Source organism: Hymenobacter jeollabukensis, from assembly GCF_005771675.1.
Lineage (GTDB): Bacteria > Bacteroidota > Bacteroidia > Cytophagales > Hymenobacteraceae > Solirubrum > Solirubrum jeollabukense.
Map to the genome: position 1 here is coordinate 322,070 of NZ_VAJM01000001.1, position 21,732 is coordinate 343,801.

Consider the following 21,732-nt stretch of genomic DNA (forward strand, 5'->3'; position numbering starts at 1 on the left):
GGCCCGTCCCACCCTTCGCCTTCACCGCCCGGCGCTGCCGCTATGCCCGACTTTCCCCCCGCCACCCTGGCTTCGGCCCCGGCCGGTGACCTGCTGCAGGCGCTGTTGAGCGTGTCGCTGACCGGCGTTATCCTGTTCCAGCCCGTGTACGCCGCCGATGACGAGGCTACCATCGTCGATCTGGCCTACGTGCACCTGAACCCGGCGGCCCAGCGCATGCTGCGCCTGCCCGAGCGCCCCAACGACACCTTCCTCACGCTCTACCCCCACGCCCAGGCCCCCGAAACGGGCGTCTTCGACTTCTACTGCGCCGCCTTCCTGGCCGGCGGCGAAACCCGGCGCTACGACGTCAACTACCAGTTCGACGGGCTCGACAACTACTTCCACCTGCAGGCCCAGCGCAGCGGCGCCCTGCTGGTGGTGAGCTTTACCGACACCGCCGACCACGCGCGCACGGCCGTGGAGGAGGCGCTGCGCGCCAGCCAGGCCCGGGAGCGGGCAGCCCGGGCCGAGGCCGAGCTGCAGCGCCAGCAGCTGCGCAGCGTGTTTCAGCAGGCCCCAGCCATGATCTGCATATTCGACGGGCCGGCGCACGCCTTCCAGTTTGTCAACCCGCAGTACCAGGCGCTGGTGGGCGAGCGGCCGTTGGTGGGCCGCCCCATCCGCGAGGCCATGCCCGAGCTGGCCGGCCAGTCCATTTTCGGGCTGCTCGACGAGGTGTACCACACCGGGCGCACCTTTCACGCCACCGAAATGCTGGTGCAGCTCGACCACCACAACGAGGGCCGGCGGGAGCTGGAAAAGCGCTACTACAACTTTATCTACCAGCCCCGCTACAACCTGGCCGGCACCATCGACGGCATCTTCGTCTTTGCCTACGACGTGACGCCGCAGGTGCAGACCCGCCAGCAGGTGCAGGCCCTCAACGAGGAGCTGGCCGCCATCAACGCGGAACTGCTGAGGACCAACACTGAGCTGCGGCACGCCCAGGCGCAGCTGCAGGAGCTGGCCCAGGCCCTGGAAGCCCGCGTGGAGCTGCGCACCCGCGAGGCGCAGGCCGCCCGGGCCGAAGCCGAGCGGCAGCGCGCCCTGCTGGAGCGCCTGTTTATGCAGGCCCCGGCCGCCATCTGCATTCTGCGCGGCCCGGAGCTGGTGTTCGAGTTGGTCAACCCCGGCTACCAGCAGCTGTTTCCCGACCGGCAGTTGCTGGGCCGCCCCCTGCTCGAAGCACTGCCGGAGCTCGGTAACCACATCGTGTACCAAGCGTTCCGGGAAGTGTACGCGACGGGCCACACCCAACAGGAGCTGGGCATGCTCATTCCGCTGGCCCGCCCCGGCGACGGAGTGCTGGAAAACCGCTACTTCAACTACATCCAGCAGGCCCGCTTCGACGAGCAGGGCCGCATCGACGGGGTGATGGTGTTTGCCTTCGAGGTGACGGAGCAGGTGCGCGCCCGCCAGGCCAGCGAAGCCAGTGCCCAGCGGCTGCAGCTGCTCACCGACGCGCTGCCGGTGCTCATCAGTTACGTCGACCGCGACGAGCGGTACCAATTTGCCAACCGCGCCTACGAGGCTTGGTTCAACCAGCGCCCGAGCGACCTGATGGGCCAGCTGGTGCGCGACGTGGTGGGCGAAGCGGCGTACCGCAACGTCAAGCAGTACATGGAGCGGGTATTTGCCGGTGAGCGGCTGGAGTTTGAGGCGCGTATGCCCTACCGCGAGGACTTCGTCCGCTACATCCACGTCGACTACATTCCCGACTGGCGCGAGGGACAGGTGTTGGGTTTCTATGCCCTCGTCAGCGACGTGACCGAGCAGGTGGAGGCCCGGCAGCAGGTGGCCACCGCCAACGAGCAGCTGCGCGGCACCAACGCCGACCTCGACGCACTCAACCAGCAGCTGCGGCGCACCAACGTGGACCTGGACAACTTCATCTACACCGCCTCCCACGACCTCAAAGCGCCCATCACCAACATCGAGGGCCTGCTGCACGCCCTCTCCGAGCAGCTCCCGACCGAGGTGCTGCAGCAGGACCTGGTGGAGCCCATTCTGGCGCGCATGCACGGCGCGGTGGACCGCTTCAAGCGTACCCTGGACAACCTCACCGACGTGAGCAAACTGCAACAGGAGCACGCCCAGCCCACCGAGCCGGTGGATCTGACCGCCCTGATCGAGGACGTGCGCCAGGACCTGCTGCCGCTGCTGCGCAATACCGGCGCCCGGCTCAGCGTGGACGTGGCCGCCTGCCCTACTATCCTGTTTTCGCCCAAAAACCTGCGCAGCATCATTTACAACCTGCTCAGCAACGCCCTCAAGTACCACCACCCCGCGCGCGTGCCCGACGTGCGCCTGAGCTGCCAGCACCTCGACGGCCGCCTGCACCTGCAGGTGCAGGACAACGGCCTGGGCCTCGACGAAGCGCAGAAGGGCCGCATTTTTGGCATGTTTCAGCGCCTGCACACCCACGTCGAAGGCTCGGGCATCGGGCTCTACATGGTGAAGAAAATCGTGGAAAATGCCGGCGGCAGCATCCGGGTGCAGAGCGAGCTGGGCCAAGGCAGCACCTTTATTATCGACCTGCCGGCCTGAGTTGCGTATAAGGCGGCAAGCTCCGCTCTGGCCTCCCCCGGGCCGTTTTCCGCATGCCGCACCTATCCAGTATTCTGCTGGTCGACGATGACTCGACCACTAATTTTCTAAATCAGCACCTATTGCGCCGCATGGCCGTTGCCGATGAGCTATTGGTAGCGGAAAACGGCGCCGAGGCGCTCCGCCTGCTGGCGCCGCCGCCCCAGGCCCTGGGCAGCCCCGCCCCCTCCCTGATTCTGCTCGACGTGAACATGCCCGTGATGAACGGCATCGAGTTTCTGCAGGCCTGGCAGCAGCTGCCCGTGGCCCGCCGCCAGGGCACTGTGGTGGTGGTGCTGACCACGTCCCTGCACGCGCGCGACATGCAGCAGGTGCAGCAGCTGCCCGTCACCACCGTCGTCGACAAGCCGCTGACCGAGGCCAAGGTTCACGCCATTCTGGACCAATACTTCCAGCAGCACATCCCCGGAATTTAGGAGCATCTTCCATTCGATTTGCAATGGTCAGACCACAAAAAAGCCGCCTGCATTTGCAGGCGGCTTTTTTGTGGTCCGGGTGGCAGCGGCACCTACCGCCGCTTGCGCTTCTTCGACGAGAGGTAGTCCTCGTCGTCATCGTCGTCGTCGCCGCCGAAGTTCGGCATGGTGAACATGGAGGAGAAAAGGTCCTTGAACTGGGTGCCGCCGGTGAGGCGGTTGCGGGACAAGAGGCTCATTTCGGCCATGCCGTGCAGGGCAAATTCCTGCCAGAACAGCGGGTCTTCGGCAAACATGTCGGCCGGGATGCTCTGCGTCACCAGGTCTTTCAGGCCCGGCACCGCTTCGATGGCCTTTTGGTAGTCAGCCGCCGGCGCGTCGTGCAGGATGTCGACGGTGTGGGCGCCAAACCAATCCTGCACCGGCTTGTAGGGGTTGGGCTTGTCCTTCTGCTTCTTGGCCTTTTCGGGGTCGGGGAAGTAGTGCAGAAACTGGGTGCGCAGGGCCTTGCCCATCAGCTTCTCGGCCACGATGCCCGCGCCCTCCTGCTCGCCCTCGTACACCAGCTCCACCTTGCCGGTGATGGCGGGCACGGCGGCCATGAAGTCGGCCACGCGCACGCGGGTGCTCGTCTCGCCGTTGATCAGCGCCCGACGCTCGGCGGCGGCAATAACCTGCTCGTAGGCCGAGATGGTCAGGCGGGCCGACACGCCCGACTTGGCGTCGACGTACTCCGAGCCCCGGGCCTCGATGGCCACCTGCTCGACCAGGTCGTGAATGACCTCGTTGCCGGTCACCAGCCCGCGCTGGGCGTCCGTGAGGCGGGCCTCTTGGCGGGTGATGCGCTTGCCGATTTCCAGCGTTTTGGGGTAGTGCGTGATGATCTGCGCGTCGATGCGGTCCTTGAGCGGGGTGACAATGCTGCCGCGGTTGGTGTAGTCCTCGGGGTTGGCGGTGAAGACAAACTGGATATCCAGCGGCAGGCGCACCTTGAAGCCGCGGATCTGGATGTCGCCTTCCTGCAGGATGTTGAACAGCGCCACCTGGATGCGGGCCTGCAAGTCGGGCAGCTCGTTGATGACGAAGATGCCCCGGTGCGCCCGCGGAATCAGGCCGAAGTGAATCACGCGCTCATCGGAGTACGGCAGCTTGAGCGTAGCGGCTTTAATGGGGTCGGCGTCGCCGATGAGGTCGGCCACCGACACGTCGGGCGTGGCCAGCTTCTCGGTGTAGCGCTCCGCGCGGGGCAGCCAGCTGATGGGTGTGTCGTCGCCCTTTTCGGCCACCAGGTCCAGAGCGTAGCGCGAGAGGGGCTGCAGCGGGTCGTCGTTCAGCTCGGAGCCCTGCACGACGGGGATGTACTCATCGAGCAGGCCCACGAGCTGGCGGGCAATGCGCGTCTTGGCCTGCCCGCGCAAACCCAGCAGGTTGATGTGGTGCATGGAGAGGATGGCCCGCTGCAGGTCGGGAATCACCGTCTCGTCGTAGCCGTGGATGCCGGGAAAGGCGTTTTCGCGGCGCTGGAGCTTCTGAATCAGGTTGTCGCGCAGCTCTTCCTTGACGGTGCGTGAGCGGTAGCCCGCAGCCTTGAGCTGGCCGAGGGTGTGAATAGCTTCGTGGTTCATTCGGGGCAGATAGGGAGCGGGAGAAGGGTCCCGGCTACCTAAACAGCGAAAGGGCGGCTGAGGTTCGGCGGGGCCCGTGGGGGTGGGGATGAATGAATGGGGCGGAGCGGGAAAGCCCGTCATTCTGAGCAGAGCGAACCGCAGAATGACGGGCTGCTTTTCAGCCGGGTCCGCCCGCGATACACATGATTATGCGACTGACAGGCGTAGCTCCCGCGGATACTTTTGCCCCGACACTCCGCTCCGTTTCCAACCCTACCCTTTTCCGCTATGAAAAAGATCCTCCGAATCGTCGGCCTGCTGGTGGCCGGCCTGGTCTTCCTGGGCGCCTGCGCGGCCACCTTCGTGCAGGTGCGCGGCATCCCGAGCTACGACCCGCCCCAGCTCAAGCTGGCCCCCGTGGCTTACACTCCCGAGCGCGTGGAGCACGGCCAGCGCCTAGTGATGAGCGTGTGCGCCGAGTGCCACCGCGACAAGCAAACCGGCCGCCTCAGCGGGCAGCACCTCAAGGACATTCCAGCCCAGTTCGGCAAGTTCTACTCGGCCAACATCACCCAGGATAAGCAGCACGGCATCGGCGCGTGGACCGACGCGCAGGTGGTGGCGCTGCTGCGCACCGGCCTGGGCCCCGACGGCCGCATCCGCTCGGTGATGCCCACCTTTAACCGCCTCTCCGACGAGGATGTGCTGAGCGTCGTGGCCTTTCTGCGCTCCGCCGACGCGGTGGTGCAGCCCGACGCCACGCCCTCGCACGCGCAGGAGCCCAGCTTTCTGGGCAACGTACTGGCCAACACCATCATTCAGCCCGAGGAGCTGCCCGCCAAGCCGGTGTTGCAGCCCAACCCCAACGACCAGGTGGCCTTCGGCCGCTACCTCGTCACCTCGCGCTACAAGTGCTACGACTGCCACTCCGGCGACATCCTGAAAACCGACGGCAAAGACCCCGAAAAGTCCTTTGGCTACATGGGCGGCGGCTCGGTGCTGCAGGACGCGGAGGGCCACGACATTCTGAGCCGCAACCTGACGGCCGACCCCGAAACCGGCACCGGCGACTGGACGCCCGAGCAGTTTGCCCAGGCCATGAAGTACGGCCGCTCGCCCAACGGCCCGCTGCGCTACCCCATGCCCAAATATTCCCTGGTGACCGACGAAGAGGCCCGCGCCATCTTCGCCTACCTGCGCACGGTGCCCGTCATCAAAAACGCCACACCGGAGGACGGCCCCACGGCCGTGGCGCAGCGCTGAAGCAGCCGCCTGGCTGATCGGTAGTGAGGGCGGCTGGCATGGTTCAGCCGCCCTTTTTTCTGTTGCTGGAATGGATGAATAGCAGGTGGAGCGGCCCGCACCTGGACCCACTCACATCATTATGCGAGTGACTGGAGTGCAATGCTAGCCTACTTTTGTCCCACTCTCCTATTGCTCCCAACAGCCTTTCTGATGCTATGAAAAAAGTCCTCCGTATGCTCGGCCTGCTCCTGGCCGGCGTCGTGTTTCTGGGCGCCTGCGCAGCCACCTTCGTGCAGGTGCGCGGTATTCCGAGCTACGACAAGCCGCAGGTAGCGGCCCAGAAAATCGTGGCCACGCCCGCGCGCATTGCCCACGGCCAGAAAATCGTGAATGCCATGTGTGCCGACTGCCACCTCAATAAGCAGACCGGTGCGCTGACCGGCAAGCTGCTCACCGAGCTGCCGCCGGAATTCGGCAAGCTTTACTCGGCCAACATCACCCAGGACAAGCAGCACGGCATCGGCGCGTGGTCCGACGAGGAACTGGTGGGCCTGCTGCGCACCGGTATCGGGCGCGACGGGCGCTTCCGGGTGGTGATGCCCAACTTCGTGCACATGTCCGACGAGGACGTGGCCAGCGTGATTTCCTACCTGCATTCCACCGACTCGCAGGTGCAGCCCAATGCCACGCCCTCGCACGAGCAGGAGCCCTCCTTCCTGGCCAAGGCGCTGGTGAACACGGTGATGAAGCCCTTGCCCATGCCGGCCGGCGCCGTGCTGGCTCCCGAACCCACCGACGCCGTGGCCTACGGCCGCTACCTGGTCATCGGCCGCTACAAGTGCTACGACTGCCACAGCAAGGACTTCAAGACCAATAACCACCTGGAGCCGGAGCAGTCGGAAGGCTATCTGGCCGGCGGCGCCGCCATGACCATGCCCGATGGCAGCAGCATTGTGACGCGCAACCTCACGCCCGACCCCGAAACCGGCCTCGGCGACTGGACGGAGGCGCAGTTCGTGCAGGCCGTGCGCTACGGTCAGTCGCCGCACGGGCCGCTGCGGGCGCCCATGCCCAAGTTTACGCTCATGGACGAAACGGAAGCCAAGGCCATTTACGCCTATTTACGCACCGTTCCCGTACTTAAGAACGCGACGCCGGAAGACGGTGCCGCCGCCGTGGCTACGCGTTAGGGAAAAACCAAGCCCGGCTGTGCAAAACGGTCATCCCAGTCGGGGATGACCGTTTTTGTCGTTATACCGAACTCAGTAGCTGGCCCTTACTGCCCAGCCGACCCTATTTAATACAATTTTAATCCAACTTCTTGTCCTATTCAGTTGTTATTTCGTACGTCCCGGTGCTACTGAGCTTGCCGGACAGTTCCGCGTCCGGTTGCTCAGTTTCATTTTTTCACCCGACCACCTCCAGCTCTGCGAGTTGGTTCTGCACCCTGCGTGCTGCCCCGGGACGTGGTCATTATTGCCCTTTATGGCTTCAAAAAACCTCGCTTTACCCCCACCGACGCCCTGGCAGCGCTTCACCCGCATGCTGGAGCCGGAGCGTCGTACCATCCGCTTCATCCTCTTTTACGCCATCGTCACCGGCCTGATCAGCCTGACGCTGCCGCTGGGCACCCAGGCCGTGTTCAACCTGGTGTCGACCGGGGCCGTGTTTGCCTCGACCTACATCCTGATCGGGGTGGTGGTGCTGGGGGTGCTGCTGGCGGGCATCCTGCTCATCGGGCAGCTCACCCTGGTTGAATCCATGGAGCAGCGCCTGTTTGCCAAGGCGGCCCTGGAATACGCCTACCGGCTGCCGCGCATCCAGCCCCAGGCCTGGGACGACGAAAACCCGCCGGAGCTGGTCAACCGCTTTTTTGACGTGCTGACGGTGCAGAAAGGCCTGACCAAAGTGCTGATTGATCTGATGTTTGCCGGTATTCAGATTTTGTTCGGCGTCATCGTGCTGTCGTTTTACCACCCGATTTTTATCGGTTTGGGGGTGTTCACGCTGCTCACGCTGGGCCTGATCTACGCCCTGAACTACCGCCGAGCCCTGCGCACCAGCATCGAGGAATCGGCCCACAAGTACGACACCGTGGATTGGCTGGAGCAGGTGGCCGGCGACCTGCCGCGCTTCCACCGCAACGACGCGGAGCAGCGCCACGCCCTGGCGCGCACCGACGAGCTGACCAGCGCTTACCTGCGGGCCCGCAACCGCCACTTCGGCGTGCTCAAGAACCTCTACGGCTGGGGCGTGGGCCTGCGCACGGTGCTTACCGGCGGCCTGCTCATTGCCGGTACGCTGTTCGTGGTGTCGCGGCAGATGACGCTGGGCCAGTTCGTGGCCGCTGAGGTGCTCATCGTGCAGATCAGCGGCTCCATTGAGAAGCTGCTGACCGGCGTAAACACCGTGTTCGACATCCTGACCGGGGTGGAAAAGCTGGCCGCCGTGACCGACCTGCCCCTGGACGAAACCCAAGCCGACATCGAACATGCTTAACATCTCGAACCAACAAGTGGCCGAGCGGGTATGGGACGAGTCGCTGCCCCGCGCCCAGCGCGAGCTGCTCGACCCCAAGGGGGGCCGCCGCCTGGGCCGCGTCCTGCTGGTGATTGGCCTGATCTTCCTCATCATTCTCTTCCTGCCCTGGCGTCAGACCATCGAAGGCACAGGCACGCTGACCACCCTGCGGCCCCAGGACCGCCCCCAAACGGTGCAAAACCAGATTGCGGGCCGCATCGAGCGGTGGCACGTGCGCGAAGGGCTGCTGGTGCAGCGCGGCGACACGCTGCTGACCATTTCCGAAATCAAGGACGAGTACTTCGACCCCAACCTGCCCGAGCGCCTGCGCGAGCAGCTGGCCGCCAAGCAGGGCAACGTGGCCGCCAACGCGGCCAAAATCGAGGCCACCGATCAACAGATTGCGGCCCTGCGTACGACACTGGACGTGCAGCTGGCCGCCGCCCGCAACCGCGTGACCCAGGCCCGCAACAGCGTCCGCATCGACTCGGCCGACCTGGTGGCGGTGACCAACTTCTACCAGATTGCCCAGGCCCGGCTGGCCCGCTACGAGGAAGGTTACAAAAACGGCCTGTTCTCGCTTACCGACATCGAAAGCCGGCGCCTGAAGCTGCAGGAGGACCAGGCCAAGGTGACGGCCCAACGCAACAAGCTGCTGAACTCGCAGCAGAGCCTGGCCAATGCCCGCATCGAGCTGAGCAACCTGCGCGCCAAGTACGGGCAGGACCTGGCCAAAACCCTCTCGGACCGCAGCTCGGCCGTGTCGAGCCGGGCGTCGTCGGAAGGCGAGGTAGCTTCTTTGCGCAACAAAATCAGCAACGTGGAGGTGCGGCGCGGGCTGTACGTGGTGCGGGCCCCGCAGGCGGGCTACGTGGTGCGCACGCTCAAGGCCGGCATCGGCGAAACCATCAAGGAGGGCGAATCCATCGTGACGCTGCAGCCCGACGCGCCGGTGCTGGCCGCCGAGATATACGTGCGGGCCATGGACGTGCCGCTGATTCAGCGCGGGCGGCAGGTGCGCCTGCAGTTCGACGGCTGGCCGGCCATTCAGTTTTCGGGCTGGCCCTCGGTGGCCGTGGGCACTTTTGCCGGCACGGTCACCGTCATCGACGTGGTGAGCAGCGGCAACGGCAAGTACCGCCTGCTGGTGCGCCCCGCCCAGCACCACCGCCGCGACAAGCCCTGGCCGGCGCAGCTGCGCCTGGGCTCGGGCGTGTACGGCTGGGTGATTCTGGACTCGGTGCCGGTGTGGTACGAAATCTGGCGGCAGCTCAACGGCTTCCCGCCGACGCTGCAGGCCGAACCGGCCGAGGCCCCGGTGAAAGTCAAAGCGGAGAAGTAAGGGTATGAGGAAGCATTTGACTGGTTTTTCGTTGTTCGCTTTTCTTTTTTCGTTGACTTCCCGTTTCCTGAAACAGCGCCCCAATTCCTGGTCGTTGCTTCTTGGTTCATGGCTGGACGAAAAACGGACGGCCACCAACGGGAAACGCACCGCCGCCCTGCTGCTGCTGACCGCCGGCCTGGGCCTGAGCGCCCAGGCTCAGGACCCGCGCCTGCCCGCCCGTAAGCCCGGCCTGGAGCCCGCCCCGCTGCAAACGGAGCAGCTGGCCCCGGACCGCCCGGCCGCCGATACGGCCCGCGTGTTTGCCCTGCAGAACCTGGCCGAGCTGGTCTTCGCCAATCACCCGGTGGTGAAGCAGGCCGCGCTGCTGAGCGAAACCGCCCGCGCCCAGGTGCAGCAGGCCCGCGGCGGCTTCGACCCCAAGCTGGGCTCGGGCTTCGACCGTAAGCTCTTCGGCGGCACCGACTACTATAACAACTGGGCCAACGAGCTGAAAGTCCCCATCTGGCCCGCCGGCATCGACCTGAAAGTGGGCTACGACCGGATGGTGGGCCGCTACGTGAACCCGGAGTACCGCACCCCGCTCGACGGGCTGGCCGTGGCCGGCCTGTCGGTGCCGCTGGGCCAGGGCCTGCTCATTGACGCGCGCCGCAGCACCCTGCGCCAGGCCTGCATTATGGTAGACGCGGCCGAGGCCGACCAGGTGAAACAGATCAACGAAATCTGGCTGCAGGCCGCCAAGGACTACTGGACCTGGTACTACACCTACCAGCAGATGCGGCTGATTGAGGAAGGCGTGGAGCTGGCCGCAACGCGCTTCCGAGGCACCAGCCGCCGCGCCCTGCTCGGCGACCAGGCCCCCATCGACTCGGTGGAAGCCCAGATTACGGTGCAGGACCGGCAGGTGCAGTACGAGCAGCTGCTGGTGGAGCTGCAGAACGCCCGCCTGCTGCTCTCCAATCACCTCTGGAACCGGGACGGCCAGCCCGTGGAACTGCCCGCCTACGCCGTGCCCCAGCGCCCCCCGCTCACGCCCGTCGATACGCTGGCGCTGCGCGGGCTGCTGGACTTTGCCGACAGCCGCCACCCCACCCTGCTCAAGCTCGACGCCAAAATCCGGCAGCTGGGCGTGGAGGAGCGCTACCGCCGCGAGCTGCTGAAGCCCACCCTTAACGTGAGCGGCTACCTGCTCAGCCGCGGCGACTTTTACCGCCCCGAGGTGCCCGCCAGCTACGATTTCGGCCTGAACAACTACAAGGTGGGCGTGGATTTCGCCGTGCCGCTGTTTCTGCGCAAGGAGCGCGGCAAGCTGTGGGAAACGCGCGTGAAGGTGCAGGACGCCACCCTGGAGCAGCAAAACAGCCGCCGCAGCATCGTCACCCAGGTGTCGGCCAAATTCAATGCCCTGAAGGCCTACGAGCGGCAGCTGCTGTTGCAGGCGCAGACCATCGAAAACCAGCGCACCCTGTTGCGGGCCGAAACGCAGAAATTCGAGCTGGGCGAAAGCACCATCTTCCTCGTCAACGCCCGCGAAACCAAGCTCATCGACCTGCGGCTGAAGCAGGAAAGCCTGCGCGCCAGCTACGAGAAGACGCTGGCCGAGCTGTACTACTACGCCGGTACGCGCACGGCCAACCCGGAGGACTAGTGTCCCCTGGTCCGAACACTCAACCGGCGCCCCGAAATTGCTTCGGGGCGCCGGTTGGGCTTTGTAGCGGCTGCGTGGGCTACAGCGTCTTGCGGCGGTTGCGCTTGTAGTCCTCGAAAATCATGCTGCCCAGGCCCTTCAGCGAGCTGTAGTAGGCCTTGCCCTGGTTCGTCTCGGTGAACTCACGCACGAACTGCTGCAGGTACGGGTCCGAGGCAATCATGAAGGTGGTGATGGGAATCTTGAGGCGGCGGGCGGCGGCGGCCAGATTCAGGGTCTTGTTGACCACCTTGCGGTCCAGGCCGAACGAGTTCTTGTAGTAGCCGCCGGGTTCCTTGAGGCAGGTGGGCTTGCCGTCGGTAATCATGAAAATCTGCTTGTTGGCCGTCTTGCGCTTGCGCAGCAAATCCATGGCCAGCTCCAGGCCGGCTACCGTGTTGGTGTGGTAGGGCCCCACCTGCAGGTAGGGCAAGTCCTTCACCTCGATCTGCCAGGCATCGTTGCCGAACACGATGATGTCGAGGAAGTCCTTGGGGTACTTCTGCTTCACCAACTCGGCCAGGGCCATAGCCACTTTTTTGGCCGGCGTGATGCGGTCCTCGCCGTACAGAATCATCGAGTGCGAAATATCAATCATCAGCACCGTCGACGTCTGGGTCTTGTGCTCGGTGTCGCGCACTTCCAGGTCGCCCTCGGTAAGCAGGAAGTTGCCCTCCAGACCGTGGTTGAGCTGGGCGTTGCGCAGGCTCTCGGTCATTTCGATCTGCTCGATGGTGTCGCCGAACTGGTAGTCGCGCAGGTCGGTGGTCAGCTCGTCGCCCTGGCCCGCGTGCGGGGTGCGATGGTTGCCCTGGGTGCCGCGCTTGAGCTTGCCGAAGATTTCCTCCAGCGCCGACTTGCGGATCAGCTGCTCCGACTTGGCGGTAATCTTCAGTTCGCCCAGCTGCTGCTCGTTTTCATCGATGTAGCCCTTCTTCTTCAGGTCCTCGATGAAGTCGCCCATGCCGTACTCGTCGTCGGTCAGGCCGTACTGCTTATCCAGCTCGTTGAGCCACTGCAGGGCCTCACTCACGTCGCCGGCCGTGATGGTGACCAGCTGCATGAACAGTTTAAAAAGCGTATCGAAGCCCTTTTCGGGGTTTTCGTCGGGTACAAAGTCGCGGAAGCGGAAACCAACAGCCATAGTCAGGAGGAATGGACCAGGAAAACAACGGCCGGCCCGAGTTAGTTTTTCGTTACTCGTTTATCGTTGCTCGACAGCACTGGGCCCAGGCATAGGCGCTGGGCTGCCCGGCACGAACAACGAAAAACCAACAACGAAAAACGAACACCCATGAAAGCCATCTGGAACAACGCCGTGCTGGCGGAAAGCGACGACACGGTGCTCGTCGAAAATAACCATTATTTCCCGGCCTATTCGCTTAATAATGAATACTTTGAGGACAGCATTGCCGGCACCACCTGCCCCTGGAAAGGCCGCGCCAGCTACTACTCCCTGCGCGTCGACGGGCAGCTCAACAAGGACGCTGCCTGGTACTACGCCGACCCCAAGCCGGCGGCCGAGCACATCCGCGGCCGGGTGGCCTTCTGGAAGGGCGTACAGGTGGTGCCGTAACGGGTAAATAATGGCCGCGACGTAACCCATTTGGCCAAAAGGCGTTAGTATAGCGCACTGACAATACTGCTCCTTCTCTCCACTTCCATATTCCAACCCTCATGAAACGACTTACTGCAGTGTGGCCGCTCGGCGCCGCGCTCGTGCTGCTTGGCAGCTGCGACTCGGCCCGCAATACCACCGACACCTCCAACGGCACCGCAACCGTGGAAACGACCGTGACCACGCCCGGCGACGTAGCCTTCTCGCGCGACCTGACCCAGGGCGAGTACCGCTTTCAGATTCAGTCGAATACGCTGGACAATGGCCAGCAGCTCACCATCAAGACCCGCCGCGGCGACGCGCTGGTAACCGACCCGATCCGCCTGAACGTGAAGGGCAACGTAACCGACGCGGTAATGGGCGACCTGAACGGCAACGGCAGCCCCGAGCTCTACGTGTTTACCAGCGGCGGCTCGATGGGTATGGGTGGCGTCGAAGCCTACGAGTTCGTCGACAAGGCATTCCGCCCGATTCAGGCCATCCCCAAGCTCAGCAATGACCTGGCCGCCGGCTACAAGGGCGAAGACAAATACGAAATCCGCGGCAACCACCTGGTGCGCACCTACCCCGTGTACACCGGCACCGACGCCAGCGCCACGGCCACCGGCCAGTCGCAGACGGTGGAGTACACCCTGAACGGGCAAGGCATGCTGATGCCGATGCCGACCACGCCGGTGGTGGCGCCCCAGTCGGGCACCACGACTCCGCCCAAGCCCTAATCCAGCTTCGGCTTCGTCCCAATCAGAAAAAGCCCGCCTTGCCCAAGGCGGGCTTTTTCATGCCGCAGTGCATGCATCACCGCTACAGCTTTGGCAACGTAACCTCGCCTGCGGCCCCGCGTTAGTACCAGTACCGCTCCGCATGTACCACCGGGCTGGCCGCTCCTTGGCCCTGCCCTTCTGCTTTGCCCCATGACCACACCTCGCCACCTCCTGCTGCCCGCCACGGCGCTGGTGCTGCTCGGCAGCGGCTGCGACTCGCAGCGCACCACCTCCGAAAGCGCCGCGCCGGTTTCCACGGCTACCACGTCGCCCGCCGCTTCGGCCGTGAGCTACCAGAAAGAATTGCAGCGCGGCGACTACCGCTTTGCCGTGCAGACGCTGGGCACCGGCAGCCAGCGCCAGCTGGTGTGGCGGGCCGAGCGCCTGGGCCGTGAGCTGGCCTCCATGACCGACAATCTCGACGGCACGGTGCTCGACGCGCAGGCAACCAACCTCAATAACGACGACTACCCCGAGCTGCTGGTCTTTGTGGCCGATGCCGGCAGCGGCTCCTACGGCCGCCTGGTTGGCTACGAGTTTCTGAGCCGGGGCCGCCGTCCGCTCACGCTGCCTACGCTAGAAGGCGCCGCCGCCGAGGGCTACCTCGGCCACGATGCCTTCCGCGTCGACGGCCGCCGCATCATTCGCACCTTCCCCATCTACCGCCCCGACGACCCCAACAGCACGCCCTCGGGCGGCACGCGCACCGTGGAGTACGAGATGCCCAAAAAGGAAGGCGCCATCACCGTGGTGGGGCACCGGGATGGGGTTTAGATGGCATTGCTTAACTGCGGCGTAGCCGAATTGCTGGTCGTTCTGCCAAGCTCTTTTTTCTGCCTAAAAAGAAAAGGCCGCTCCCTGGGGAGCGGCCTTTTGCGTTGTTGCAGTTTACATCAAATCGTCAGAATGGCCAACAATTCAGTCGTGCAACACTATAATCGTTAAGCTCTTTACTCAATCCACTTAAACTTGTACTCCAGCTTGGGTACGGGCATGCGGTCGGCTACGCGGCGCAGGCGGTTGGGCAGGGCCATCACGTAGTCGCGGGCCTTTTCGGCTGGGGCGCTCAGGCCGGTAATCTTGTCTACGTTCCAGGTTTGCAGCAGGCCTTCCAGGATGTCGGTGTAGTCCTGGCTGGTGTACACGCCGAGGCGCTGGGCCGCGTCGGTGAAGTGGCCGAAGGTCTTGCCGACTTCCACGCCCAGCTCGCGCATGTAGTGGGCGGGCATGACGATTTTCTTGCGCATCATGTCCTCGAAGGCCAGCATCATCTCGCTCGGGTCCACCTCGAAGATTTTCTCCACGAAGGTCTGGTACACGCGGGCGTGGCGCACTTCGTCGCCGGCAATCATGCCGCAGAGCTTGGAGAGGGCCGCGTCGCCGGCTTTGCGGGCCAGCTGGCCCACGCGGCGGTGCGAGAGGTTGGTGGCGGCCTCCTGGTAGGAGGTGTACACGAAGGCGCGGTACGGGTCGTGGGCGGTGCCCAGGTCGAAGCCGTCGGCAATCAGGTACTGAGTGCTCATCTCGAACTCGCGCATGTTCACGCGCCCGGAGAGGTAGAGGTAGCGGTTGAGCAGGTCGCCGTGGCGGTTTTCCTCGGCCGTCCAGCCCCGGATCCACTGGGCCCAGCCGTTGTTGGGGTCGCGGTTCAGGTCGTCGAGCTGGTGAAACCAAGCTTCGTAGTTGGGCAGAGCTTCTTCGGTAATGGTGTCGCCGATGAGCACGGCCAGCAGGTCATAGCTCAGCTCTTTGGCCCGTTCGCGCAACAGCTTCACTTCGTCGAAGAAGTTGTCGAGGCGCGAGTCGGGCAGAAAATCGGACGGTTGCCAGCTGTCCTCTACTTTTTTGAGGAAAGAACCCATGTTCTCACGCAAAAAAACTTCGAGGTGCTGCAATACTTCCCCGCGGGAAGTCATGGTAGCAATCATGCGGGCTGAGGAAAAGTGGTGATGGAGGAAGAAGGACGAAGCAGTCGGGGAAAGGCCAAAAGTAGGCAATTACCGGGTGGAATGCCTGATGGACGCTTGCGCTATTTGTTCATACGAAACTCATGCAGGAAAAGCCCAACCTTGCCTGGGATAATTAGCGTGGCGGCTGCCGGTAGGTTTGGGGCAGCGGCCGGGCGGGCGGCAGCGGCGCCGGGCCGAGCCAGCGTACGTCGGAGCGGCGTGCCAGGCGCCGCAGGGCCTCGGGCTGGACGCGGGAGCCGGTGAGCTGCTGACGCAGCTGGGGCTGCGAGGGGTCGAGCGTGGGCCAGCCGGTGAGCAGCAGCCAGGGTGGGCCGTCGGCGGGCACCACCTGCCGAAAGGGTGAAAGGGACTTGAACGCAGCTTCCAGGCCGACTCCGACGATTACGCGCGCCCTTTCAGGCGGCCGCCTTAGCTGGCTACGCAGCAGCGCCAGGTTCCGACGTTCTTCCTCATGTAATACCTGCCGGCGGTGCATCACCTTGTACCCGTACGCACTGACCAGCAACGCCAGTACGGGCAAAACAAGGCGCCGTTTCCAGGCGGGCAGGCGCCAGGGCTGGGCCGCCATCAGGGCCAGTTGCGTCAGCACGCCCAGCGTGAGCAGCGGGCCGGCCAGGCGCGGCGGCAGCTTCAGGCCCAGCTGCAGCCCCAGCAACAGCAGCACCAGCCCCAGCAGGTACAGCTGCGACCAACGGCGCCGAGCGGCGGGCTGGTCCAGGCCCAGCAGAAGCAGCAAAGCACTGAGGGCCAGCAGCGGAAAATAGTCACGCGCCAGCTGAACAGCGGCGGGCAGCAGCCCGGCCAGCCGCTCGGCGACAAAGCGCGGATTGGGCCGGTACGCCCGCTGAAAAAACGCCTCGTTTACCAGCGTCGAGTCGCCAAACGCCCACTGCTCTACGGCCTGCACGCCCAGGCTGTCGGCGCGGGTGCGGGGGGCGGGCACGCGCCAGCCGTAGTCCAGCACTTCCGACTTGAGCACGTCGAGGCGGCGGTAGCGGGCGGCTTGGGGCGTGCGGGTGAGCTGCACCAGCAGGCCCAGCAGCAGGGCCACGGCAGCGGCGCCGGCCACCACGCGCCAGGCGCCGGGGCGGCCCAGCCCCCACGCGACTGGGGCCACTACGACGGCTCCCAGCACGGCGGCGCTGGGGCGGATGGCCCAGGCGGCGGCGAAAAGCAGTAAGCCCAGCAGCAGAGCCGGGCGGCTTCGGGGGCCGCCCGGCTGCTGCGCCGCCCACAGCACGGCCGCGCCGCCCAGCAGCAGCGGCACCCGCACGTAGTTGAACCACTGCGCGTGCTCCAGGCCGGCCAGCAAGAGAAACCCAGCCAGCAGGCCGGCGCGCTGCGCGGGACTGGTGTGCGGGGCCAGCAGCCGTTCCAGCACGGCCGTCAGCAGCACCAGGGCCAGCGTGAGCAGGCCGTAGAGCACCAGGCCGTACCAGGGCAGCCCGGGCCAGGTTTGGTAGAGCCGGGCCAGCAGCCAGGCCCAGCCGTGGAAGTAGAGGTGCAGATTGGTGACCGGGGCCGCGGTCGTGCGCCCGCGCAGCAGCAAGGTGATGCTGAAGTCGTCGTTGGTTTCGTAGTGGCTGCCGAGCACGGTGGCCGTCAGCAGCACCAGCAGCACCGGCAGGCCGACGACGCGCCCCCAATAGCCCAGCCCCGAAGCGTGCGTCATAGCCGGCAAAATACGCGAATCGGGCGCGGGCCGCGCGGCCGGCCGGATTCTTTCCCGATTTTCGCCGCCGTGAATCCTTCCGCGCGCCTGCTCCGCCTGCTGCCGACCCTCACGCTGGGGCTGGTCACGCTCGTCACCCTCGCCTACTTCGTCGGCGCGCACGAGGGCCTCTACGCCCTCGACGACTATTACTACGCCCGCTACGCCCACCAGCTGCTCACCGGCACCTTCCATCTCGGGCCCGATCCGCTCCGCCAGCTGCACGACCCGCTGCACGAGCGGTGGCTGATTTTCGGGCCGGTGGCGGGGCTCTACGCCCTGCTGGGCATCAACATCTGGAGCACCACGCTCTGGCCGCTGCTGGCCACGCTGGCCTGCCTGGGTTTGATCTGGGCCGCGTACCGCCGACGGCAGCCGCTGGTGGCCAGCGGGGCGCTGGTGCTGCTGGGCCTGCACTACTTCAGCCTGAACCTGACCACCTACCTCTACCCCGACAACGTGAACATGCTGGCCTGCCTGGGGGCGGCGCTGGCGCTGCTGCGCGGGCGGCGGGCGGCGGGGCGGGCGGCCGTGGGCTGGGGCGTGGCCTTTGCCGGGCTGAACATGGCCGCGCTGCTGTGCAAGGAAACCGTGGTCTTCTACGCGCCCTTCTACCTGGCCCTGCTCCTGCTCGACGCCCGGCGGGGTCGTCTGCGCTTTTGGCTGGTCGCGGCCGGGGCGGGCGCGCTGCTGCTGGGCGCCTACCTGGCCTTCTACCAGTGGCAGACCGCCGACGCACTGTACCGGCTGCACCTCATCGAGCACACCAACGAGGTGCTGGCCGAGGGCAACTACCTGGCCGGCAACCACGCCGCGCTGCTGCACCGGCTCACCCTGGCGCCGTCGCAGGTGCTGCTGGGCAGCGGGTTGGGGCTGGCCGTGCTGCTGGCCGTGGGGTCAGCATTTCCGCTGCGCGCCGAGTCGGCACCTTTTCCAGCAGCCGAGTCTGGCTCCGATGACCGGCGCTTCTGGCTGGGCCTCGCGTTGAGCACCCTGGCCGTTTACTGGCTGGGTAGCACTTCACTCACGTCCTACAACCCCATCAGCCTGGTGCCCCGCATGCTCACGCCGCTGCTGCCGCCGCTGTGCCTGGCCGCCGCGTTCGGGCTGGCCGATGCCCTGCAGAGCGGCCGGCGGCTGGGGCTGTACGCGGTCGGCCTGGTGCTGCTGGCCGCCCTCGACCGGGGCAGCGCCGCCGTGCTGTACGCCGGCTGCGCCGCAGTGCTGGCGGGGCTGAGCCTGCCCTTGCTCCGGCACCCGCTACGCCCCGAGCGGCCCGGCCACTACGCAGCCCTGGGGATACTCGGGCTGGCGACCGTGCTGGCGCTGCGCCCCGCCTACCTGCTGCTGAAGCCCAGCGTATCGGGGCACTTTCCGCAGGCCCGCGTCATCGAGAAAGCGCTGCAGCCGCCCCGCCGCGGGGTGGTGTTCGTCGACGATTACCTGATCGGAAACTACGACTTTTATTACCGCTTTCGAATGCCGGCCGGGCTGCGCTTCCGCCGCTACTGGGCCCGCGACTCGGTGCAGCTGGCGCCCGGCGAAACCGCCTGGCTGCTGCTCAACCACGCCACCCTCCGCAACCCCGAGCTGACCCGCAAGCTGCTGCGCTACTCCCCCGACAGCGTGCTCAGCTGGTACCCGCGCCGCCGCTTGCTCCTGCAGGATGGCCCGGTGGAGCTGTACCAGATCAAGTGACGCTGGCCTAGGCTAGATGCAGGCTTTGCCAAGCAATTCAGCTTAAAGCTGGCGCCTATTCACATTAGCTAATACTTGATATAAGTAACTTATTTCCAGTGCACATATCCGCAACCATTTTCATCATCACTTAAGCAAACGCGCCGCCACTCCCAGGGCGTAGTCCAGCGGGCGAAGCGGGCCGGTTTGGCGCAGCAGGGCGTACAGCCGGCGAGCTTCAGGGCCACGGCGGAAGCGCACGGCCTGGCGCAGCTCCCAGCGCAGGCGCACGGCCAGGGCGGCCCGCTCGGCAGGGGTGCGGCACATGGCCAGGGCCTTTTCGCAGACGCGGATGGTGGAGGCCACGTACGGGTCGCCGGGGCGGTAGGCCTTGCGCGACATGGACTGCGGGTGCAGGCGCTTCTGGGTCAGCACCTCGTCCTGGAAGCCGAAGTCCCAGTCGCGGGCGGCGCGCACCCACAGGTCGAAGTCCTCGTAGGCCAGCGTCTCGTCGTAGCCGCCGAGGGCGTCGAGCATGGAGCGCCGGAACAGCATAGTGGGCGTGCTGATGAAGTAGCGGCTGAGCACGTCGGCGAAGACCTGGCCGGCGGCGGGGCGCGGGTGCACCGGCCGGCCGGCTTCGTCGCGGCGGAAGTGAAAGCGCACGTGCTGGCCCTGCTCGTCAATCAGGTCGCAGTCGTGGTAGGCCACGCCGCAGCGCGGGCCCTCGGCCTGCATGAAGGCCACCTGCCGGGCCACGCGCTCGGGCAGCAGCACGTCGTCGGTGGCGAAGTCGATGACAAACTCGCCCCGGCTGCGGCGCAGGGCCTGGTTGAAGGCGCGGCAGTTGCCCACGTTGTCGGGCAGCAGCAGCAGGTGCCAGGCCGGAAAGCGGGCGGCGTACTCCTGCAGCAGCGCCGGACTGCCGTCGGTGCTGGCGTCGTCGACCAGCCACACCTCCAGGTTAGGGTAGGTCTGGGACGCAATTGAATCGAGGGCGGCGGCCAGGAAGCGGGCGTGGTTGTGGCACAGCGCCACGATGGTAACGAGGGGGCGCGGCTGAGCAGGCGAAGCAGAGGCGGTGGCAGACGATTGATCCGGCATCATGAGACTGAAAGCATAAGCGGCTCCAGCCGATACTCATCCGGAGCTTAGGAGCCTGATTCCGCGGCCGACCTGGTGGCGGCTTCAGCGGCGAAAATAGGCCCGAAAGTACAGCCCGCAGGCCAGCAGTACCATGCCGAAGCGCGCCGCGTGGGCCAGCGGGGCTCCGTAGAGGCCGTAGCGCGGCAGCAGCAGGGCCAGCAGCCCGGCGTAGAGGGCCGCCGAGGCCAGCTGCACTGCCACGTAGCGCCCAGCCCGGGCCTCAGCCACGAGCAGGTAGAGCAGCGTCCAGCTCAGAAACTTGGCCCAGTCGCCGAGCAACTGCGGGCCCAGCAGGGTACGGGCGGCGGCGAAGCGGGCGTCGAAGAGCAGGGGCAGCAGCCAGTCGCGCAAGAGCCAGAGGCAGGCCAGGCCCAGGGCCAGCAACCCGGCCAGCAGCCCGAACACGGCCCGCACGTAGGCGCGGCGAGCGGCCGGCTGCCCGGCCAGGGCCGCCAGCCGGGGATAGAACACGGCCCCCATCACCGCCGAAAACACCATGGTGTAGTTGTCCGAGAGCTTGGCCACGGCCTGCCACAGGCCCGTCTGCGTCAGGCTGAAGCGACTGATGAGCAGGTCGCGCACGGCAAAGTCGACGGCCTTGCTGCACACCAGCACGCTCAGGGCCATCAGCAGGAAGCGGCCCAGGCCCAGCAGCGCCGGGCGGCTCAGGCGGGGGCGTACCGAGGTCAGCAGCCCGGCGCGGGCGCACACCCAGGCAGTGGGCAGCACCGTCAGTCCCTGGGCCAGCAGGTAGGCCAGCAGCACCCGCGGCACGGGCCAATGCAAAGCCAGCGCGCCGGCCACCGCCAGCGGCCCGAGCAAACTCAGCAGCACCGTCAGGGCCACATAGGCGCGTAGGCGCTGGGCGGCCAGCAGCACGGCGGCCAGGTAGGCATGAGCGGTGAGCAGGGTGATGCCCGCCACCACGCCCAGCACCCAGCCCGCCGTGGGCCGGAACGCGGCCAGCAGCGGCCCGCGCAGCACCGGCAACGCCAGGAAGCCCAGCAGCAGCACGGCCGCGTTCAGCACCACGCCGCTGCCGAACCACAGCCGCCAGCCCGCCGAGCCCGGCCGCCGCGGCGCCAGGAACTTCACGATGCCCACGTGCACCCCGTCGTTGGGCAGGGTGGTGAGCAGGGCCATCAGGTTCTGAAAGTGCGCCAGCAGGGTGAGGCCGCCGGGCCCGCCAAACACGGCCAGCAGCTTGTTCAGGGCCAGCGCCCCGCCCGCCCGCGCCAGCACCGACACGCCCGAGCCCAAGGAGCCGCGCACGAAGCGCGCCAGCCCGGCCGGCGCCGGCGCGGCGGGCAGGGTTTCGGTGGCATCGTCTTCGGCGGCGGGCAGGCTCATGGCAACGGGCTGGGGCGGCGCAAGGTACGCGCT

At 66.0% G+C, this 21,732-nt stretch carries 17 protein-coding genes; 11 read left to right on the plus strand and 6 right to left on the minus strand.

Annotated elements, in window-relative coordinates; all coding sequences use genetic code 11:
• Nucleotides 1-42 precede the first annotated feature (42 nt).
• The gene (locus tag FDY95_RS01455; RefSeq protein WP_138074942.1) at nt 43-2,589 is read left to right on the plus strand and encodes a PAS domain-containing sensor histidine kinase; all 2,547 of its coding nucleotides are present in this window, start codon (nt 43-45) and stop codon (nt 2,587-2,589) included.
• Nucleotides 2,590-2,642: 53 nt separating this feature from the next.
• Nucleotides 2,643-3,065, plus strand: a complete 423-nt coding sequence (locus tag FDY95_RS01460) for a response regulator (RefSeq protein ID WP_138074943.1) — start codon at nt 2,643-2,645, stop codon at nt 3,063-3,065.
• A 92-nt stretch (nt 3,066-3,157) separates the two neighbouring features.
• Here FDY95_RS01460 and FDY95_RS01465 read toward each other — a convergent pair whose 3' ends face one another.
• A complete protein-coding gene (locus FDY95_RS01465; protein WP_138074944.1) occupies nt 3,158-4,690 on the minus strand; it encodes a sigma 54-interacting transcriptional regulator in 1,533 nt (510 codons plus the stop codon).
• A 270-nt stretch (nt 4,691-4,960) separates the two neighbouring features.
• Here FDY95_RS01465 and FDY95_RS01470 point away from each other — a divergent pair, with 270 nt between their 5' ends.
• The 5 genes from FDY95_RS01470 (at nt 4,961) to FDY95_RS01490 (ending at nt 11,427) form a co-directional block, all read left to right on the plus strand.
• Nucleotides 4,961-5,935: a c-type cytochrome gene (locus FDY95_RS01470; protein WP_138074945.1), complete on the plus strand. Its 975-nt coding sequence runs from the start codon at nt 4,961-4,963 to the stop codon at nt 5,933-5,935.
• A 197-nt stretch (nt 5,936-6,132) separates the two neighbouring features.
• Nucleotides 6,133-7,107, plus strand: a complete 975-nt coding sequence (locus FDY95_RS01475; RefSeq protein WP_138074946.1) for a c-type cytochrome — start codon at nt 6,133-6,135, stop codon at nt 7,105-7,107.
• Between the two features lie 295 nt (nt 7,108-7,402).
• On the plus strand, nt 7,403-8,416 hold the full coding sequence (locus tag FDY95_RS01480) for an ABC transporter transmembrane domain-containing protein (protein ID WP_171025481.1): 1,014 nt from the start codon (nt 7,403-7,405) through the stop codon (nt 8,414-8,416).
• Nucleotides 8,409-9,779 carry an HlyD family secretion protein gene (locus FDY95_RS01485; protein WP_138074947.1) on the plus strand — a complete coding sequence of 457 codons (1,371 nt, stop codon included), beginning with the start codon at nt 8,409-8,411 and terminating at the stop codon, nt 9,777-9,779. The genes FDY95_RS01480 and FDY95_RS01485 overlap by 8 nt, the downstream gene beginning before the upstream one ends.
• 52 nt (nt 9,780-9,831) lie before the next feature.
• Entirely contained in the window at nt 9,832-11,427 is a 1,596-nt protein-coding gene (locus FDY95_RS01490) for a TolC family protein (RefSeq protein ID WP_246073895.1), read from the plus strand.
• A gap of 79 nt (nt 11,428-11,506) precedes the next feature.
• On the opposite strand, the gene FDY95_RS01495 is transcribed toward FDY95_RS01490, so the two are convergent.
• A complete protein-coding gene (locus FDY95_RS01495; protein ID WP_138074949.1) occupies nt 11,507-12,610 on the minus strand; it encodes a vWA domain-containing protein in 1,104 nt (367 codons plus the stop codon).
• Between the two features lie 150 nt (nt 12,611-12,760).
• Between FDY95_RS01495 and FDY95_RS01500 the strand changes: the two genes are divergently transcribed.
• The 3 genes from FDY95_RS01500 to FDY95_RS01510 all read left to right on the plus strand — a co-directional run bounded on the left by FDY95_RS01500 (nt 12,761) and on the right by FDY95_RS01510 (nt 14,619).
• On the plus strand, nt 12,761-13,042 hold the full coding sequence (locus FDY95_RS01500; RefSeq protein ID WP_138074950.1) for a DUF427 domain-containing protein: 282 nt from the start codon (nt 12,761-12,763) through the stop codon (nt 13,040-13,042).
• A 101-nt stretch (nt 13,043-13,143) separates the two neighbouring features.
• Nucleotides 13,144-13,803: a hypothetical protein gene (locus FDY95_RS01505; RefSeq protein ID WP_138074951.1), complete on the plus strand. Its 660-nt coding sequence runs from the start codon at nt 13,144-13,146 to the stop codon at nt 13,801-13,803.
• 192 nt (nt 13,804-13,995) lie between these two features.
• Nucleotides 13,996-14,619, plus strand: coding sequence for a hypothetical protein (locus FDY95_RS01510; protein WP_138074952.1), 624 nt, complete (start codon nt 13,996-13,998; stop codon nt 14,617-14,619).
• 176 nt (nt 14,620-14,795) lie between these two features.
• Here the strand turns inward: FDY95_RS01510 and FDY95_RS01515 are convergent, their stop codons facing one another.
• The gene (locus FDY95_RS01515) at nt 14,796-15,773 is read right to left on the minus strand and encodes an acyl-ACP desaturase (protein ID WP_138074953.1); all 978 of its coding nucleotides are present in this window, start codon (nt 15,771-15,773) and stop codon (nt 14,796-14,798) included.
• Nucleotides 15,774-15,927: 154 nt separating this feature from the next.
• Nucleotides 15,928-17,487 (minus strand): hypothetical protein, encoded by a 1,560-nt coding sequence (locus FDY95_RS01520; RefSeq protein WP_138074954.1) that lies wholly within the window; start codon nt 17,485-17,487, stop codon nt 15,928-15,930.
• Between the two features lie 69 nt (nt 17,488-17,556).
• On the opposite strand from FDY95_RS01520, the gene FDY95_RS01525 reads away from it, so the two are divergent.
• Entirely contained in the window at nt 17,557-19,224 is a 1,668-nt protein-coding gene (locus tag FDY95_RS01525; RefSeq protein WP_138074955.1) for a hypothetical protein, read from the plus strand.
• A gap of 126 nt (nt 19,225-19,350) precedes the next feature.
• Here the strand turns inward: FDY95_RS01525 and FDY95_RS01530 are convergent, their stop codons facing one another.
• Nucleotides 19,351-20,310 (minus strand): glycosyltransferase family 2 protein, encoded by a 960-nt coding sequence (locus FDY95_RS01530; RefSeq protein ID WP_138074956.1) that lies wholly within the window; start codon nt 20,308-20,310, stop codon nt 19,351-19,353.
• Between the two features lie 81 nt (nt 20,311-20,391).
• A complete protein-coding gene (locus FDY95_RS01535; RefSeq protein ID WP_138074957.1) occupies nt 20,392-21,699 on the minus strand; it encodes an MATE family efflux transporter in 1,308 nt (435 codons plus the stop codon).
• Nucleotides 21,700-21,732: the final 33 nt, after the last annotated feature.

What these genes read in the sequence shown, in the direction of transcription:
- FDY95_RS01510 (WP_138074952.1), top strand. Translation starts at nt 13,996, where the DNA reads ATGACCACACCTCGCCACCTCCTGCTGCCCGCCACGGCGCTGGTGCTG.
- FDY95_RS01530 (WP_138074956.1), bottom strand. Translation starts at nt 20,310, where the DNA reads ATGATGCCGGATCAATCGTCTGCCACCGCCTCTGCTTCGCCTGCTCAG.
- FDY95_RS01455 (WP_138074942.1), top strand. Translation starts at nt 43, where the DNA reads ATGCCCGACTTTCCCCCCGCCACCCTGGCTTCGGCCCCGGCCGGTGAC.
- FDY95_RS01460 (WP_138074943.1), top strand. Translation starts at nt 2,643, where the DNA reads ATGCCGCACCTATCCAGTATTCTGCTGGTCGACGATGACTCGACCACT.
- FDY95_RS01470 (WP_138074945.1), top strand. Translation starts at nt 4,961, where the DNA reads ATGAAAAAGATCCTCCGAATCGTCGGCCTGCTGGTGGCCGGCCTGGTC.
- FDY95_RS01485 (WP_138074947.1), top strand. Translation starts at nt 8,409, where the DNA reads ATGCTTAACATCTCGAACCAACAAGTGGCCGAGCGGGTATGGGACGAG.
- FDY95_RS01480 (WP_171025481.1), top strand. Translation starts at nt 7,403, where the DNA reads ATGGCTTCAAAAAACCTCGCTTTACCCCCACCGACGCCCTGGCAGCGC.
- FDY95_RS01475 (WP_138074946.1), top strand. Translation starts at nt 6,133, where the DNA reads ATGAAAAAAGTCCTCCGTATGCTCGGCCTGCTCCTGGCCGGCGTCGTG.
- FDY95_RS01500 (WP_138074950.1), top strand. Translation starts at nt 12,761, where the DNA reads ATGAAAGCCATCTGGAACAACGCCGTGCTGGCGGAAAGCGACGACACG.
- FDY95_RS01505 (WP_138074951.1), top strand. Translation starts at nt 13,144, where the DNA reads ATGAAACGACTTACTGCAGTGTGGCCGCTCGGCGCCGCGCTCGTGCTG.
- FDY95_RS01465 (WP_138074944.1), bottom strand. Translation starts at nt 4,690, where the DNA reads ATGAACCACGAAGCTATTCACACCCTCGGCCAGCTCAAGGCTGCGGGC.
- FDY95_RS01495 (WP_138074949.1), bottom strand. Translation starts at nt 12,610, where the DNA reads ATGGCTGTTGGTTTCCGCTTCCGCGACTTTGTACCCGACGAAAACCCC.
- FDY95_RS01515 (WP_138074953.1), bottom strand. Translation starts at nt 15,773, where the DNA reads ATGATTGCTACCATGACTTCCCGCGGGGAAGTATTGCAGCACCTCGAA.
- FDY95_RS01535 (WP_138074957.1), bottom strand. Translation starts at nt 21,699, where the DNA reads ATGAGCCTGCCCGCCGCCGAAGACGATGCCACCGAAACCCTGCCCGCC.
- FDY95_RS01520 (WP_138074954.1), bottom strand. Translation starts at nt 17,487, where the DNA reads ATGACGCACGCTTCGGGGCTGGGCTATTGGGGGCGCGTCGTCGGCCTG.